The organism is Gimesia chilikensis (assembly GCF_007744075.1).
In the GTDB taxonomy this organism is placed as follows: domain Bacteria; phylum Planctomycetota; class Planctomycetia; order Planctomycetales; family Planctomycetaceae; genus Gimesia; species Gimesia chilikensis_A.
Genome location: NZ_CP036266.1, coordinates 2,526,768 through 2,545,020, shown reverse-complemented (window position 1 = coordinate 2,545,020; position 18,253 = coordinate 2,526,768). Strand labels below are relative to the sequence as shown.

8 protein-coding genes are annotated in these 18,253 nt (G+C 56.1%); 2 read left to right on the top strand and 6 right to left on the bottom strand.

Features of this window, described 5'->3' with window-relative positions; all coding sequences use genetic code 11:
* Nucleotides 1–38: 38 nt before the first annotated feature.
* Nucleotides 39–1,427 carry a DUF1552 domain-containing protein gene (locus tag HG66A1_RS09645; protein ID WP_145182699.1) on the top strand — a complete coding sequence of 463 codons (1,389 nt, stop codon included), beginning with the start codon at nt 39–41 and terminating at the stop codon, nt 1,425–1,427.
* 89 nt (nt 1,428–1,516) lie between these two features.
* On the opposite strand, the gene HG66A1_RS09640 is transcribed toward HG66A1_RS09645, so the two are convergent.
* From HG66A1_RS09640 to HG66A1_RS09620, 5 genes are all read right to left on the bottom strand, one after another.
* Nucleotides 1,517–2,950: a DUF1501 domain-containing protein gene (locus tag HG66A1_RS09640; protein ID WP_145182696.1), complete on the bottom strand. Its 1,434-nt coding sequence runs from the start codon at nt 2,948–2,950 to the stop codon at nt 1,517–1,519.
* 8 nt (nt 2,951–2,958) lie between these two features.
* Nucleotides 2,959–6,132, bottom strand: a complete 3,174-nt coding sequence (locus tag HG66A1_RS09635) for a DUF1549 domain-containing protein (RefSeq protein WP_232106791.1) — start codon at nt 6,130–6,132, stop codon at nt 2,959–2,961.
* Nucleotides 6,133–6,195: 63 nt separating this feature from the next.
* A complete protein-coding gene (locus HG66A1_RS09630) occupies nt 6,196–7,833 on the bottom strand; it encodes a FecR family protein (protein WP_145182687.1) in 1,638 nt (545 codons plus the stop codon).
* Complete coding sequence (locus HG66A1_RS09625; RefSeq protein WP_145182684.1) at nt 7,826–8,350, bottom strand: sigma-70 family RNA polymerase sigma factor; 525 nt, start codon at nt 8,348–8,350, stop codon at nt 7,826–7,828. Before HG66A1_RS09625 ends, HG66A1_RS09630 begins: the two co-directional genes overlap by 8 nt.
* Before the next feature lie 306 nt (nt 8,351–8,656).
* Entirely contained in the window at nt 8,657–10,735 is a 2,079-nt protein-coding gene (locus HG66A1_RS09620) for an alpha/beta hydrolase domain-containing protein (protein WP_145182681.1), read from the bottom strand.
* 833 nt (nt 10,736–11,568) lie between these two features.
* Here HG66A1_RS09620 and HG66A1_RS09615 point away from each other — a divergent pair.
* Nucleotides 11,569–13,857, top strand: coding sequence for a glycerophosphodiester phosphodiesterase family protein (locus HG66A1_RS09615; protein ID WP_145182678.1), 2,289 nt, complete (start codon nt 11,569–11,571; stop codon nt 13,855–13,857).
* Between the two features lie 12 nt (nt 13,858–13,869).
* Here the strand turns inward: HG66A1_RS09615 and HG66A1_RS09610 are convergent, their stop codons facing one another.
* Nucleotides 13,870–18,147: a dockerin type I domain-containing protein gene (locus HG66A1_RS09610; RefSeq protein ID WP_145182675.1), complete on the bottom strand. Its 4,278-nt coding sequence runs from the start codon at nt 18,145–18,147 to the stop codon at nt 13,870–13,872.
* Between the last annotated feature and the right edge of the window lie 106 nt (nt 18,148–18,253).

The window sequence follows — 18,253 nt, the reverse complement described above, 5'->3', positions numbered from 1 at the left end:
TTTAAGTTTTCCTCTGCAACCCACCCAAAGGCTTTCCCATGAGCAATTATAAAGCAATCGATCGTCGTACCTGTCTGAAAGGCCTCGGAGCCGCCCTGGCTCTACCTCTACTGGATGTCATGGGCTGGGCCGAAGCCAGCGAGAAAAAAGCGTTCAAGCCGCCGGTCCGCCTGGGATTCATGTATATGCCACATGGCGTAATTATGGATCAGTTCTGGCCCAAGGATCCCCAGACGTTTCTGAAATCACCGCCCCCTGCTCTGGAATCGCTGCGACCGGTGATCGACCAGTGTCTGCTGATGAAGGGCATCGCCGGCGTTTCCAACGGCCCTTATCGCGGGGCTCCCCACGCACTCGAACTTTCGACCTGGCTGACCGCAGCATTGCCCGATCCGGACAAGCGGGACGAAATCAGCATCTCGATCTCCGCCGATCAGATTGCCGCGAATTCCCTGGGTGCATTTACCGCCCTCCCGTCACTGGAACTGGCCACGATGCCGCAAACGTGGAAGGAAAACCAGGCGGGGCTGAACGAAGCCTACTACTCGCACTGCAGCTTCCGCTCGCCGACCCAGGCGGTTCCCGCCGAGACCAATCCCCGTAACGTGCTGAACCGTCTGTTCAACAAAAAGGAACAGGGGGACGGACTGTCGGCTAACGGGATGAGCAGTTTAGATCGCAGCATGCTGGACCTGGTGATCGGCGGCGCCCGCGATCTGCGTCGTACGCTGTCATCAACCGACCAGAAGAAACTGGATCAATACCTCGACAGCGTGCGTTCGGTAGAACGCCGGATCGCCGCCATCGAAATGCGCCAGAAAGAAGCGGCCCTCGAGAAAGCAGGAGTCCGTCCGAGCCGCAGTCACAAAACTGATTCGCCTCCCATCGAGATCGTGATTCCCGAAGGAGACAAACGCAGTGAGTACATGCAGGTGATGTGCGACCTCAACGTACTGGCCTTCCAGACCGACACGACCCGCGTCTGCACCTACATCGGTTCCACCCCGAATGGCGTCTCGTATCCCGAACTCGGTTTCAGAGACCAGCACCATTCGCAGACTCACCACAATGGCGAGAAGAAGAAGGTCGATAAAGTCGCCGCGATCACGAAATTCAACATCGACCAGTTTGCCTACATGGTCAACAAGATGCACAGCCTGAAAGAAGGGGACGGCACTCTGCTGGAGAACTGCATCATGATGTGGGGATCAGGGCTCGAAGACGGCGACCGGCACACCCGGGCTAACCTGCCTTTCATTCTCGCCGGAAGCGGCGGCGGTGCGATCAACACCGGACGCTTCCTGCCCGATGTCAAAGGCAACCAGGGCGACCTGCTGACAACGTTACTGACCTGTGCCGGCATCCCGCTGGACCGCCCCGTCGGCATCGCCACCAAACAGATCTCAGAGATCCCCGCCAGCTCCTGACATCTGAAAACACAAACGAGACAGCATGAATCGATCTGCTTAAACCAGGGGATCTCCACTGATGATGCCCCCTTGTTTAAATAGTCAGCTCAACCAGTCACCAGCTTCGTTTGGAACTCACCTTCATTGACCGTGGGACGTTCGGGGCGGCCGTTGTATTCGTACGTGAGTTTCATCCGGTCCAGGCCCAGCAGATGCAGAATCGTGGCGTGCAGATCATGAACATGCATCCGATCTTCAATCGCCCGCAGCCCCAGCTCATCAGTGGCCCCGATGGTTTGTCCCCCTTTGACCCCGCCGCCGGCCATCCACATGGTGAATCCCGTCGGGTTGTGATCGCGGCCATCTCCCTTTTCTGACATGGGGGTCCGTCCAAACTCGCCTCCCCACACCACGAGCGTCTCATCCAGTAATCCCCGTTGTTTCAAATCCCGGATCAGTCCGGCGACAGGCAGATCCATCGCCTTGCAGTGCTGGGTGTGATTTTTCTCGATCCCCGAATGAGCATCCCACTTGCTGCCTGCCCCATGATACAACTGCACGAAACGGACGCCCCGCTCCACCAGTCGGCGTGACATCAGGCAGAGCCGACCGAAGGACGATGTTTCCTGCTGATCCATCCCGTACAACTTGCGGGTGGCTGCGGTCTCCTGGCTCAGGTCGACTGCCTCGGGGGCTTCAGACTGCATCCGAAAAGCGAGTTCGTAACTGGCGATGCGTGCGTCGAGCTCTGTCTGCCGGGCGTGCTGCCGGGCATAGCCCTGATTCAAGGATTTCAAATACGACAGTTTTTCGCGTTGTCGGGCGTCTGTCACACCTTCCGGGTTATTCAGATTTGGAATCGGCTGCTTGCCTTCCTGTAAACGAATTCCCTGGTACACAGCGGGCATGAATCCGGTCCCCCAGTTTCGCGGACCATTCACAACGGAAGAACGGTTATCCTGCATGACCACGAACGAGGGGAGGTTCCTGTTTTCTGAACCGAGACCGTACGTCACCCAGCTTCCCAGCGAAGGGCGACCGCCGATCAGCGAACACGTATTCATCTGGCAGACGCTGGAGGAATGATTCAGTCCATCGGCCCAGCAGGAGCGAATCACGGCAATATCGTCGACGCAGTTCGCAATTTCGGGGAGCCAGTCAGAGACCCAGGTTCCCGCTTCGCCATGCTGTTTCCACTTTCGCTTCGAGATCAGCAATGGAGACCGTGATTCCCCGGCGGCGGTCAGAATCTGACCGAAGCTGTCGGGCAGAGTCTGTCCTGCCAGCTTGTTCAACAACGGCTTGGGATCGAACAGATCGATATGGCTCGGTCCCCCTTCCATGAACAGGAAGATGATGTTCTTCGCCGTCGGCTTGTGATGAGGAACAGGCCCTGTGACTGGCGCTGATCCCCCCGCAGCAGAGGAGCTCTCTGCCTGCGCCAGCAGACTGGCCAACGCTACGGAACCAAAGCCGAGTCCGCTGCGTTCCAGGAACTCGCGTCGGGTGCGGGGTATTTCAATATGTGGTGTAGAGAACATGGAGCGCCTCAATCAACGTATAAAAATTCATTGGAGTTCAACAGAATGTGGCACAGATCAGCAAACGCCGCACGACGGGGATCACTGGCTGCTGTCGGCCGGTCATCCCGCGTGATGTCATACTGATGGGACGAACTGTCCTCAAACATGCCCGGTACGGGATCGAACCTCCAGTACCCCAGCGTCTTCTCAGTGATAGATTCCTGCGTATACAACAGGGACGGCACATCCAGCGCCGCCGATGACAGGCGGACCTCATCAATCAGCCCGTCAAACAGGCTATTCTTATTCTGGACCATACGGCCGATGGCCAGCGCCAGACGATTGTCGTGCACCTCGACAGTCTGGTGCTGTTTCGTAATCTTCCCCAGCTGCTCATCGTCGTTCGAGAGGTCCTTCAGGAAGAAGTCAATCGAGCCGGCCCGTTCGCCCGTCACGTGAAAACTGACTGCGGCATAATAGGGCGTATTGAATTCAATATGCTGATCCGAAAAGACAATCTCGTCGCCGATCTTTCCGTTCTGCTTCTTACCATAAGTCCGAAAGACCAGCGTTTGCGGCTTGCGACGGGAACCGCGGCCCGTCACGCCAAACAGCCAGCCCGGTTCAGACACTTTGCCGCTCCACTTCGAAACGATCGTTCGCACTGCTCCGGAGTCATAGATCGACTTAATCTGGAAGTAGGCTTCAATGGTAAAATCATTCGGTGTCAACCGCCGGTTATCGGCGACGTAGAACGAAGAGGGTTTATCGGCGTGAAACACCACCGACTGCCCGTTGCGGTAAGGCATCGTCGCGGTTTCGAATTGTTGCAGATCGACGGTCGGTTTCTGTTCCGACAGCAGCCTGGATTCACGATCGAGAAACTCCCGGGCCTGTGACAGTTCACCGGAAGTCACCGGTCGCCCGAAAGCGATTTGCCACGCGCGTCTCAGAGCCAACTCTTCCTGATCGGCTGAGGGAACTTTGGACGCTTCCTGCTCGGCTCGTTGTGCAAGTTGATCGGCGAATCGCAGCATCTGCTGGCTGTTGAACAGCTGCAGTGACTGCACGGGAGAGGTTGTTGTATCGCGGGCCGACACACTGGTGAAGAACCGGGGCATATCGAACACTTGCAGTAATGGATCACGGCTGTTGCGCATCATCCGCAAATAGATAGACCGCCGGGGGACGCTGGGAGTCACACCGGGGCCTCCCACCTTGAGATCCAGCTGACCGGTCACCGCCAGGATCGAATCGCGAATCTGTTCTGCATCCAGGCGGCGTGTCTCAGCACACCAGTATAATTTGTTGGCAGGATCGAGGGCGAACATCGACGCTTCCTGAGGATGCTGCGTCGACTGTCGATAAGTCGCTGAAGTGACGATCAGACGATGCAGACTCTTGAACCGCCAGTCCCCGTCCAGAAACCGCTGTGTCAGCCAGTCCAGTAATTCGGGATGCGAAGGCGGCCCCCCCAGTCGACCAAGATCGCTGCTGTGCGGCGCCAGCCCTTTGCCAAAATGATATTGCCAGATCCGATTGACGATCACCCGCGTCGACAACGGATTACTGTCCTGCGTGAGCCAGCGGGCCAACGCGGTCCTGCGACTGGTGCTCCCCGGCTGTGGCGAACCATAATAATCGTCCGCCGGTGTCTCGAGAATCGTCAGGAAACCGGGCTCGCATTTCGTCCGTTTCTTGGGGATCCTGGTCTGAGGCGCCTGTGCCCCGACATCTCGGACCTGCTGTGCCAGCGGCAGCGGTTCCGGCTTCAGTTGATCGAACTTCGCCAGCTTACGCCTTAATGCCAGAATCTTTTCTTTCGTTTCGCCCTTCAGCTGTTTGTCGAGATTCCGGTAGTTGTGCTCTACCTGTCTCCATGCCAGCTCGACCAGTTGCTGTTCCCGCGGAGATCGTTTCTCTTCCGGTTTGTGAATCATCGCCTGGATATCAGGCGGAAAGGAGATGATGACAGCCCGGGCCTTTTCCCGATACGGTTCTTCCAGTTCCGCGAGCTCCTCGCGAATCGCTTTAGTCGCCTGCTCCCAGGCTCTCAGTTCGCGGCGGTATTGTTCCAGTTGCTCCGGCGTCCCCACTTCCTGGGCGGTCTCAATCAGAATCGGTTCAAAGAACGCCCGTAACTGGAAATAGTCCTTCTGCAATACGGGATCAAACTTGTGATCGTGACAGCGGGCACATTGCATCCCCACGCCGAGGAAGACATCGCCGACCGTGTCCGTCAACTCGTTCAGCATGATATCCCACTGACCGGCGACATCGCGGCTGTTCCACTCATAAATTCCGTGCGTCAGAAAGCCGGTGGCGATCTGGGCGTCGACGTCACCGGGAAACAGTTCGTCTCCCGCCAGCTGTTCCTGCACGAACTGACTATAAGGCTTATCCTCATTCAGCGATCGGATCACATAATCGCGATAGCGCCAGGCATTCGAACGATAACCGTCGGCTCGATAGCCATCAGAATCTGCGTAGCGGACCACATCGAGCCAGTGCCGGGCCCAGCGTTCGCCGTAACGCGGACTGGCCAGCAGACGATCGACCAGCCGCTCGTAGGCATCAGGACGCTGATCCTGCACAAACTCCTGTACTTCCTGTGGCGTGGGAGGCAGGCCGTGCAGATCGAAATAGACCCGCCGGATTAACGATTCCCGGTCCGCCTCCGGTGCCGGCGTCAACCCTTTCTGCTTTTGACTGGCAAAGATAAACCGATCAATTTCGTTTTTGCTCCCGTCGCCAGTCGCGTCAGGGACTGTCACAGCCTGCAGAGGCTGAATCGCCCACCAGGCGCGGTCTTCTGCAGTAAACCGGGGGCCCTGCTCTTTGCGCAGCGGAACTGCATCGTCGGCCCCGGGCCAGGGTGCGCCCAGCGCAACCCATTTTTCGAGGATCTTGATCTGCTTCTCGGGCAGTTTTCCCGCGGGAGGCATCTCGTACGATTCATAACGCACCGCCTCAATCAGCAGACTTTTCTCCGGCTTACCTGGAACCATAGAAGTGCCCGACTCGCCTCCCAGCAGAATGTGGCCGCGTGTATCGAGTCTCAGGTCGCCCTTCTGCTCCTTCGCCCCATGACAGGACCAGCAATGTTCCGCCAGCAGCGGGCGGACTTCATTCTCGAAGAACTTCATCATTTCCGGCGAGATATCAGCGGCGTTCGCCGCAGACATCGTCAGCAGAGTCATGAAAAGCCAGCATACGGTTGTTGTGATTCGATGAAACATAATATTCCGAGATGAAAGCATTATTTAACGGGGGGGAAGTCCGACAATAACTACCGGGTCAATCCGGTCGGCATCGTCCTGGGCATCCTGCAGGAACAGTCCGGTAATCGATCCGCCCGGCGGAATCTGCATGTCATCCAGATCAATCCCGACGGCAAACAGCCGCGAGGGAACCTGATGCACCAGCTGCGAACGTGCCACGATTGGCAGCGGCGTTCCATCGTCGGCGAAATCGGGACTCAACTGAGTCAAACGGCAGCCGGTCATGATCTGTGCCTGCTCGGAATGACCGTCGATGTCATATTTCCGCACCGTCATCGGCCGGGCAGTCGGGTGATTGGTCTGCGGGTACAAATGAAACACATCCCCCTCCAGTGAGTGGGCGATCGACTGGGCATCGAAAATGATCATATCGGGACCAGGTCCATTCACCACCGGTTGCTCGAAAACCAGGTTCATGCCGGGAGTGCCGTTACGTCCCAGTTGAAATTCGCCCTGGTGTATTTCTTTCTCTCCGCCCGGGTTGATGAAACCCGAAGCAAACAACAGATTCATCGGGCCGAAACGGTTAAATTCCTCAGCGGGCGCTTCGGCGGGAACGACCCCGAACGCATGCGAGCCGGGCCGATAATGATTCACGACAGGTAGAATGAAATCGTCGACCTGATAAATCCGCTGCACTCCCGCCCGCTGCACGGAGACAGACGCCAGCGACTTCGCCCGTCCCTGTTCGTCGGGAATCGATTCATAAGCAATCAGGTGATCGGGGATGGCGTCAATATAATCTTGAGACGACTGATCACGGTCTCCGTCCATTAAATTCAGGTCGGTACCCACATAAGCGGTCTCCCCTTTAAGCAGACGCTTTTTGCGGGGATCGCTCAGCGAGGAGACTTCCGCCTCCCCATCCACGACGGACACATTCGAGGCACCGTCTTCGGCAACCGTCACGGAAAAACGCGTCCCCAGGTCAACCACATTGCTGGTCGGCGTGCTGACCTTAAAACCTTCCGCCCCTTCAGGTGCATAGACCGAGCATTGGCCGAGGTTCACCACCAGCTCCTCTTCCTGCGCCACCTGGAACAGAGCGGGTGCTTTGAGAATCACTTCCGCTCCCGAGGCAAAGCGGATTTTGACCATGCCATCCTGCAGCATATAGTTCTCAGCGAACCGCAGGCGACTGCCCGTCAGCGTGGGAAAACGTGTTCCCCGAAAGACCGCCCGGTGGCCTGCGATCAATGTTGCTTTTGAAAACGGTTCCTGCGGGGACTGCTCGTTCGTGGTCTGATTCGTTTCTTCCTGTACTGCCGGGTCTTTCTGTTGTGCTATCTGCCGCCGTTCATTACCCGTAGAAACAAAGAGGACAACCGCCACAACCAGGCAGGCCACAGCACAGACCGTCAGCATCCACACGCCCCAGGGGACCGATTTCTTTTCCTGCGGGTGACTGATGTGATAGTCGGGAACACTTTTGCTGATTTCGCCCAACTCCATCAGGGAAGCATCGAGGCACATCAGTTCCAGGTACTGTGTCTGACGTTCCGGCTGATCCAGCAGCAACGACTCCAGCTGCTCTGTCTCTGTCTGATCGAGTGGACCGTCGGCGAGCCGGTGTAACAGCCGCTGAAATTCCGCGTCGTCCCGTTGGTCTTTTTCAAGCATGTTCCACCTCCGACACACGCCGCTGCACACAGTCTCTTAACTGACCGCGGATGCGCCCCACCCGGTCATAGAGGGCGTTGATTTTCATTCCCATCTCCTCCGCCACCGACGTACATTTTCGTCGTTCCCAGTAAACCTGCTGCACGAGCCACAGATCTTTCTGACGCAGCGACTTCAAACACTTCTCCAGCGATGAGAGTTGCACATTGGGAGCACTGCTGCTCTGCATCCGCTCAAAGAGCTGGTTGAGCAACTGTTCGGAGAAATGGTGCCGATCACGGGACGAGACACGCAGGAAGTTTTTCACTTCATAAAACGCGATACCCATGGCCCAGGGCAGAAAATCGCATTCCATGTCATATTGATCGAACTTGTCCCACAGGATCATGCTGCAGCGCTGGTAGACATCTTCCGCATCCGTATGATCGGTCAGCAGCGAGTAGATAAACGCATACAACTGACGACGATGCGCCGTCAGCAATGTTGTGAACTGCAGTTCCTGTTTTTTCTGTTCCATGAAATATTTCAACCATCATTCGAGGCTAGCCAACTCGCGATGTTCCGGTTCTATAAGTAATCGTACACTCATTCTTTTTTTCAGGTCCCCTTTTGAAAAGAATCTGCAGATTTCTGATAAAGACCACAGGTCAGAAACGTCATAACCACAGAACCGATTCCCATATCCCCTTTAATATATAACACTTACAGACACACCTCACTCATCATCAGCGTTCATCTGGGAAGTAGATAAAACTCCCCTCCGCGCAGCATTAAACCTGTCTGCAGAAAGTACAGACAGGTTTAATCAATATCATGACGGACCTCACTTGCCCTGCTCTGCGGGTTCTGCTTTCGCATTGATTTTCGCAAATAGAGGTGCCACCCGCTCACGCTGCGTTTGCATAATCCGCTCTCTATCTTCCTGTAGCAGATAGCCGGCTTTCTCATAAACCTCGCATTGGGCGGCCAGCTGTTCGAGGTACGCTTCCAGTGTGCCATAACGTTCTTCGACTGACGGTCGCGGATCCCCCCGTTGTTCGCGTTCAGCCTTTGTCAACGGAAAAGGTATATACGAACCCGACAGACTGTAAAGCTGATTGGCGGCCGGACCGTTCTCGCTGCGCAAACGCCAGCTGGTATAAGTGGCCACCGGCACCGCGACCTCGGGAGCAGACAGACATCCCAGCTCATTCCCATCCGGTCCGGAACGGGGAACGAGTACTCTATAATCGCCGCGCGGCAGAGGGGGCTGGAAATCGACGATACGCTGTTTATGCCAACGGGGACCAAAATCCAGGTAAGCAGGTTGCTGAATAACTCCTGGATAACGAATGCCGGGAATCTGTGGAAACCCGGTGGCGTTCTGAGTCCAGTTGACGAGCGTCCCTTCACTGATCTTCGGATAGACGCTGGCCGGCGGTGCGGTTCCCTCTTTCGCCCAGTTGTCGAGTGAGAGCAGCAACGCACGCAGGAACGGTTTGTAATCCGCGGGATTAGGCGCCGTCTGACCATCCCCCTTATCGGTCGTGAATCGGCTCGGACCATGCTGCGTTCCTCCGATGATGTAGATCCGCACATTCTCAGGCAGAGCGACATCAGTAGTCCCCAGAGGATCGGTATGCGAAAGTGATCCGCTGCGATTCCAGTACTCTGAAGAAGACTGCGTATGCATCACCAGCGGGGCAGTACCACTGGCCTCGGCCCGGGTCAGAATTCCCTCAGTCAGCCCCGACAGCGGATCCTTCTGGGCAGCATAAGCAAAGGGGAAACGGTCCGGCGGATAATCATGATGATCGTGCTGTCCCGCATGCCGCGTGGGCTGAGCAAAACGATGATTGAACGATCCCATGCCGGATCCGGAAACGTGGGGAATGATCCCCTCGAAGACCTGGCGGCCCGCTTCGTCTTCATTGAAGCCCCAGTACATCATCTCGCGTAAAAAACGCCCGCTTTGTGAGACACCAAAGGAGTGCGCCCGCTTGATCACAGGCTGGCCTTCCACCAGTAACGGATTCCCCTCTCCCGTCCCCTGTTTCAAAGCCGAAACCAGATCGCGTACCGCAGTGAAGCCGGTTCCCATCACAACGGGATCTTGCGCCTCGTAAATCAGCTCGTAGATCTGCAGCTTCTTCAGTCCGGCGGGATACTCGAGTTCCACTTTCGGCAGCTGTGCGGGCGACTCACTGTCGACCTCCTTGACATGCAGTTTCCATTCCGAACGGGGAATCGGCACCCGCGGATGACTGGCCAGCAGACGATGCGTCAACGTCGCCTGCTCCAGTCCCTTGGCCGTCGGACGATAGGAACCATGGTTCGCCCAGTTGACGACCGTCCGCGTGGTATCTGAACTGGGAACGATTTCACAACGCACCTTACCAGTAATCGGCTGTTGAATCACCGGGGGAAAGAGCCTCAGACGACTGCTTCCCGGCAACAGTTCCCCGTCCCAGCCGCTCGAAACATAAGTGAAGCCCTCTCGCATCAGAAAACCGTCACCCGCCTGTTTCTGTGTTTGGGGATCGTTGCTCCCCGAAGCGAAGTTTAACATCCGCAAGGCAGTCAGGTTGCCCCGGTTATTGACATCGTACAACAGCGCCCCGTTGCCTTTGCTCAAATCTTTCGGCGCCAGGATGAGCAGATCCGCTGACAGCTCCACCCGGTCCGCTTTGTTACGCGGTGCCAGCTTCAGATCGACAACATTCTGATTCTGTGGCAACTCAGGATCGAGTGCATAATACACGCGGCCCTTAATCCGTTCGTACTCTCCGACAGACCCAAATTTCTGACCACCGGCAAACGGTTCGCGTGCAGTAATTTCAAAGCGCGTAAGCTCCGCAGCCAGCGGTCCCACAAGCAGCCAGGAGACGAATGTAACAGTGAAGACTTGCAGTAAACGATTCATGAATTTCCCAGTTGTGAAACACGTTGAAGACTCTTTTGACAAAAACAGGCGACCATGTAAGTCACAATCACTGTACCTCACACGGCTGCTTAAAAGTATATCGTGTGCACAGCCCCCCAGTCCACCGGAGGTAACTTCTGTAGAGACTGCCGACATACCTTCACTCCCATCTCGTTCACGAATTTTCTGCATGAACTCAAACCCCTTCTCGATATCCAGTGCAGTTCTGTCTCCAGAACTGAATAGAATGCCCTTGATCGGCACTTCCCGAATCCTATTCTTGTGTAATTGTGCTTCGCGCGCGAGGCGGACGATGCGTGCACCAGAACACGACGCACAAGTGACTCAGAAGCACCTGAATCGGCGTCGGTTTTTCCAGTTTTTCACCAGCACAAAATGAACCGGTTCCTGTTGTCTCGTACAAACTCAAATCATTTCGCAGCACATTCAGAGCATTTCGCAGCAGACTCACACCCACCTCACTGAACTTTCAGAAGACCTCGGCTCATACTTTCCGCTTGACGCCCCCGCGTCCTTCGACAAGATGGTCTGACAAAATGAACCACAAACCACTCCCCCGATCACTTTGTGAAACTGGAACTGACAAATCATACAGATCGGCACCAACCGGGAAAGCTGAATTTCCAGCTCCTCTCCCGATACTGGTTAGTTCCGGGATACTGCATGAAGACTCTATGAATAAAATGCTGCATCACTGGTGGATGATTTGCTCAACACCTGGTACTTCGGTACGTTATAAATAGTGCAATCGCTATTAGAATTCAGGAGGACAGCAGATCCTCCTGGCAGTTGGAATATCAAAGGTTTTTACGATGAGACACTCACTTTACTGCATGCTGGCAGTCTGTCTGATGACGCTGCTTTCCCCCCTGGCCTGGAGCTTCCCGGCAGAATCAGATCCGGGAGCAGCCGTTGACACTCTTCAACAGATCGTGGCACATCGCGGCGCCAGCAGTGACCGGCCCGAGAACACACTGTCTGCTTTGCAGCGGGCCATCGAATTGAAAGCGACAGCCGTCGAGATTGATGTGCGGACCAGTAAAGATGGCACGCTCTTCCTGCTCCACGATGCCAAACTCGATCGCACCACCGACGGCACCGGAGTGGCCACCGAATTGACCATGCCTCAGCTAAAACAGCTCGACGCCGGTTCTGCATTCAACAAAGCATACGCAGGCGAACGAATCCCCACCCTGGGCGAAGCCCTGCAGCTCTGTCGCGGAAAAATCAACGTACTGCTGGACCTCAAGGAACAGGGCACCGCTTATGCCGAAGCGGTTGCGAAAACGGTCCGCGAACAGGGCGATCCGCGGCAGACCATCGTTGGTGTCAGAAGCCTGGAACAGGCGCAGCTGTTTCGTAAACTGCTACCCCAGGCGCAGCAACTGGGCTTCATTCCAAATCCCGAATCCATCGATGCCTTCGCCCAGGCAGGCGTGGAATATATTCGCCTCTGGCCCCGCTGGCTCGACGATGAGTCACTCGTCCCCGCCATCAAACGTCAGGGAGTCAAACTGCACCTCAACGGCTCCACAGGCAAACCGGATGAAATCATCCCCCTGCTCAAGCACAAACCCGCTTCGCTGCTGGTCGATGACGTCGCCACGCTGCAAGCCACGTTAAAGCAACTCAAAGCCAGCCAGAAAGTCTCTGCGAAGCTGAACAATCTGATTGAGAAAACCGCAGGCTCGCCACTGGTCCCCGGAATCAGTGGCGTAGATGAGAACACATTTTTGAATCGCGATTACCAGATGCTCGCGTTACCACAGGAACTTGAAGGACAGCCTCGCTATCTGTTTGACGGTGGTAGCGGTCAGCGTGTCGAACTGCAGTTCAAAAAGCCAACCGTGGTCTTCGCGGCGTTCGAGTACAACAACACCGGTGCCTGGTCATTTTCCCAAGGACGCTCCCCCCGCGACCATGGCTGGCGAAAGCTCGCTAACGCCGCCTATCGGGGCACGAGTAATGGCACTGTGAAAGACAAACCTCACTTCGCTTCGATCTATTACTGTGAATTTCAGCCCGGCCAGAAACTCTCGGGACTGCCTCCCTGGTGGTTATGCCTGGCGATCACGGACGCGAACGCCGCCCGACAGATTCCCGGTTTTCAGGCAGGCAGCTCGGGGCCAATCACCGTGCCTTCCACTTACTCTTACGAGGCCGAAACCACCCGCGCCCGTCCGCTGCACGTACCCGAATTTCAAAACAAGCGTCAATGGGCCCAGTGGCAGGAGACGCAACGCCAGGCCTTCCAGGAACAGTTCGTCTATCCTTATCCGGGAAAGCTGACAATCAAACCAGTGGGGGCAGCCTTAGATCGAGGCACGTTCCGTCAACAGGAATTCGCAGTCGACCATGATGGCCAGCGGATCTTTCGCTTCTTCCGTCTCGCTCCTCCATCTCAGCCGGAAAAAAAGCTGCCGACCATCGTCTGTTTTATGGGGCATGGCAAAGTCAGCCAGATCCTCTCCGAGCCGAACAGCTATCAGCATGCCTGTGCGGCTCAGTTTGCCGAACAGGGATACCTTGTCTATGCGATGGAAAACGTCGGCATGGAACCGGGCAGCGACCGGCACCATGAACTGGATCACCTGTTACGCCTGGATGGCTATAGCTGGTACGGCCTGCTGTTTGCCCACCAGCAGATCCTGCTGCAGCACGTGTTTGCAGACCCGCAGGTGAATTCAGCCAAAGTCGGTGCGACCGGCGTCTCAACAGGAGGACTGCTCGCCCTCTCCGCCGCTGCCTTCGAACCGCGAATCGCAGCCACTTCCGTCCAGGGAATCTTCGGCAGCATGCGGGTCTCCTTCATCCGTGACCGTCAGCGACACTGTCACTGCGGCGCCATTCCCGGCCTGCTCCCCGCGTTCGACCTCCCCGAGATGGCCCTGCTGGTCGCCCCCCGTCCCCTGCATATCTCCAACGCGGTCTCCGACGGCTTCAGCCCCGCCGAAGCGAAACGCTGCATCAAGCTGATCACTCCCCTGTATCAACAGGTCGGAGGCAAAACCCCGGAATTCAGCGCGCCCCCCGGACATCACGAATTCGCATTTCAGGAAGCATTAAAGTTTTTCACAAACACCATCGGCAAGCCGGAGTAGAGGAATTACATATCAGAAAACCAGCAACTCCGTGTCTGCATTCAGTGAAGCAAAGAAGTCATCGGTCTCAGCATTCCAGTCCGGCAGATTCCGCTCACCGGGTGCCAGCGTCGATTCCATAACTCCCTCCTCCGCATGCTCATCCCCCAGCAGGTGCCCCAGTTCGTGATGAATGACCGTCCAGAGATCAATCAGCCCCGACGCTTCACTGTTAGGCGATGCAATCAATGACAGGGAACTGTTTGCCTGATATTCGCTGTGATCCCGGGGCGTGGCATCGATGAACCAGCCATGGCCCGCCGCATTGATGTCGAGATAAATCGTGTTTCCGACGACCTGCCCCAACGTCGTCCCTGCCAGATCGATCACTTCAATCTGCACCTCTTCCAGTTTCTGTTGTTCGGCGGACGACAGACGCGGACTCAACTCCTCAACGGCACTCTCCAGCATCACATCTGCCTCTGACTGAGTCAGTGCAGCCGCTGTCGAAACGGCAACCGGTTGACTCGTGGCCTGCAATTGTTGATTCCAGCCGTAAGGGTAATTGTCCGGATAATGAACCCGAGTTGGTCTCACTTTCTGCAGTTTGTTCTTTCCATAATTACCTGCAAACAGAACCAGGTCGCGGAAATTGACCCGACCATCCTGATTCAGATCCGCCAGCCAGGCATAATCGGAATCTGACTCATTCGGCACAGCCCCATACACACTGGCAAACCGCAGCAGGTCCTGGAAACTGATTTGACCATCGTCATTCAGGTCGTAGGGATTGGCCCAGATCTCCGTCTGGGCATTTTCGATGTTCAGAGGTTCGACGACTTGCCCGGTCCCCAGCCCCACCAGCGAGCTCGTAATTTCGAATGAGAGAGTCTCCGAACTGAGGCTGTGCCCCGCCAGATCCAGAGCCACTTCATCCTCCGCCAGCGCCTCAAATTTGATGCGGGCAAACAGCAGTTGTTTGTCGATCCCCAGATCAACCGTCTCGGTGACCGCCGCCAGCTGACTGATGACGCCATTCACATCATCAATTGTGCCAGACTGGTTCTGTGTGAATGCGGGACCAAAGTGGATTTCAGTCGCGGAGGTTGCAGCGGTCTGATACGCCAGTTCGAGGCCAACCAGGGCCAATCCCGCGCTGCTCAGATTTTCGGTCTGCACCCAGATCTCCACCCAGTACTCGGTCCATTCACCGATCCAGGACTCATTCGCAGGCAGGGCAGCCACTTCCCCGTTGGCATCCACTTCGGTTGGAGTCTCCACGACCCGTAACGTGAGCGATTCCTCCGTCGATTCTTCAATCGCGTTAATCGTGAAAATAAAGGAACGCTGGAAGGTGCCGTTGTCTTCGGGCGTCGACAGGTCATGATCCAGACCCCCATCTTCAACCTGCACGGTAATCTCAGCAGAACCGGTCCTGCCTGCAGGTGGCACCAGACGCAACCGCGGCCTGCCCGCCTCATCCAGCACAGTCAGTCCGGAATCGGGAATCACATCCGGATTATCAGACGTGGCCGACCAGATCACGGGCCCTTCGGTGACAGTTTCCAGTCCCGAAAGATCGATCGACTGTTCCGGGGCATGCTCTGAAACGACCACATCTTCGATCAGATCAAAGGTCGTCCCTCTAAAGCCATCAACCTGCGAACCGACCCAAATCGTGTCCTCTTCTTCGTAGGCCACCAGGAAACTCTGATTCACATCATCCCGCACGAGTTTAATTAAAAAACTGCCTCCCAATTCTGATGCCACACTGTTGCTTGACGTCAGAAAACCAGTTACCCCTGTGGTCCCGTTACCAAAGGTCACTCCCCCACCTTCATCGATGGAGCCATTGTCCCAGTCTTGACTGGTAACCAGGTAGCTTCCGTTGGGCAGTGCCGTCACTCCGGAAACCCCCGCCCGGTATTTTCCCACCTGGTCATCCTCATGCGCTCCCACCAGGCTGTTGGCAGAGTTGATCTCACCGCTGATCCCCGTCGTGCCATCGCCGAACGTCACTGCCCCGGCATCCACAATCGAACCATTGTCCCAGTATGTGCTCGCAACCACATAGTTTCCATTGGCAAGCGCCGTTACGGTGGGCACCGAGTAATACTGGTAACCTACCTGATCGTCGGTCGTGGAACCGACCAGGCTGTTGGTGGATGAGACCAGTCCAATGCTGCCGGTGGTCCCATTACCGAAGGTCACGGCTCCCGCATCAATGATCGCACCATTATCCCAGTCCGAACTGCTGACCACATAGTTTCCATTCGTCAGAGCCACGACGCCATCAGAGCCAATACGGTCCCCCGCTTGTATCCCCACCAAACTGTTAGCAGGTGAGATTACTCCCTTAACGCCAGTGGTTCCACTCCCCCAGGAGACCGCTCCCAGATTATAATACGAGGCATTCGACCATTGCGGACTGACGACCACATAATTCCCGTTCGCGAGCACGGTCACCCCCTCCAGGCCGACATAAGAATAATCTCTGGTGCCAACCAGACTGTTCTCCGCTGAAAGAATGCCCGTAATGCCAGTCGTCCCGTTTCCAAATGTCACGGCCCCCTTTTTGAATGACCAGTTGTAGCTGATAGCGACATAATTTCCATCAGGAAGCGCTGTGACACCACCCATGCCCACGTTATCCGCATTATGGGAGCCGACCAGGCTGTTAGTGGACGAGATTGCCCCGGTAATTCCAGTGGTGCCATTTCCAAACGTGACTGCACCGACGACGACATCAGAACTGTTACTCCAGGCAGGGCTGCTCACCACATAGTTCCCGTTGGTCAATGCCGTGACCCCGGCATATCCTACCAGGTCATCTTTCGTCGCCCCGACAAGACTGTTGTCGGCAGTGATCACACCACTGATGCCCGTTGTTCCATCAGCAAACGTCGCCGCTCCCGCATCCGCAATCGAGCCATTGTTCCAGCTCGGACTGCTGACGACATAGTTCCCGTTGGCCAGGGGCGTCACACCGTTCTTATTGAGTCCCTTTCGCCCCAGATGATCATCTTTCGTCATGCCAACGAGACTGTTCGTCGCGGAAATGACGCCGGAAACACCAGTCGTGCCACTGCCAAACGTCACCGCCCCCGCATCGACCACCGTACCGTTGTCCCAGGTGGGACTGGACACAACGTAATTGCCATTCGCAAGTTCTGTCACACTGGAGGTGAGGTAATACAAGGCGCCCACCTTGTCGCCGGCCGTCGTTCCCACCAGGCTGTTGGCCGAGGAAATCTCACCGGCCACTCCCGTGGTTCCATCACCGAATGTCACCGCCCCCGCATCAGTCACTGTTCCGTTATCCCAGGTCGGGCTGCAGAGCACATAGTTTCCATTAGCGAGCAACGTGATATTCACATCGCCGTAGATGAAGTCTCCCACAAAATCATCTGTGGAAGAACCGACCAGGCTGTTTGCGGATGAGACGATACCGACTGTTCCCGTCGTGCCATTCCCCCAGGTCAACGCGCCCGCATCTTCGCTGGAACCATTGTCCCAGAACGGACTGCCGACGAGGTAATTGCCGTTCGCCAGCAGTTTGATCCCCGTATCATTCCCGTAGTGAAATCCAATGCGATCATGCTCACTGGCGCCAATCAGACTGTTGGCCGCGGAGATCACTCCGGTCACACCCGTGGTTGCATCACCAAACGTGACCGCACCGACGTCGTTCAGGTCGCCGTTGTTCCAAAAGGGATTGGTGACTACATAATTGCCGTTCTCCAAAACCAGAACTCGTCCGCCTGCATTGCCATCACTCACCCAACTTCCCACCAGACTGTTCTCCGCCGAGACAACGCCACTCACACCGGTCACACCGTTCCCAAACGTGACCGCCCCCACTTCCCAGCCCAGGTTTCCACCGCTCCACTTCGGACTGCTGACCACGAAATTCCCGTTGGGCAATGCAGTCACGCCACCACTACCCACCTGTTCATAGGCCGTAGATCCCGTGAGCGTGCTGATCAAGTCCCCCGTCTGACCATCAAACAGATAGACGGCCCCTTTCCAGCCATCATAATTCGGATCTGTGACAACAATATTGCCCGTACTCAGCGTGACCACGGAGTCACCGAAGTCGGAATTATAATCGGGATTCGGGTTGGTCAATTCCGAAAAGGCAGCCGTGAGCAACGTGCGTTCTTCCAGCAGTTCAATCTGGCAGTTCGCCGGCTGCAAGCGTTGCTGCTGTACCCGGGCAGCAGACCGTCGTCGGGGTCTGGCAAACAGGCTCTGCTGCAGCCGTCGTGTCAAACGGCTCAAAGTTTCGAATCGCCTCTGGTTATTTTTCATGGTCGTATCCTCTCAATGAAATGGCTCACACCAGACTTGGCGATGAATGATTGCATGCAGTGCAATCGAATTCCGGAAAACTGCCGATTTCATCTTCAAAGACGCC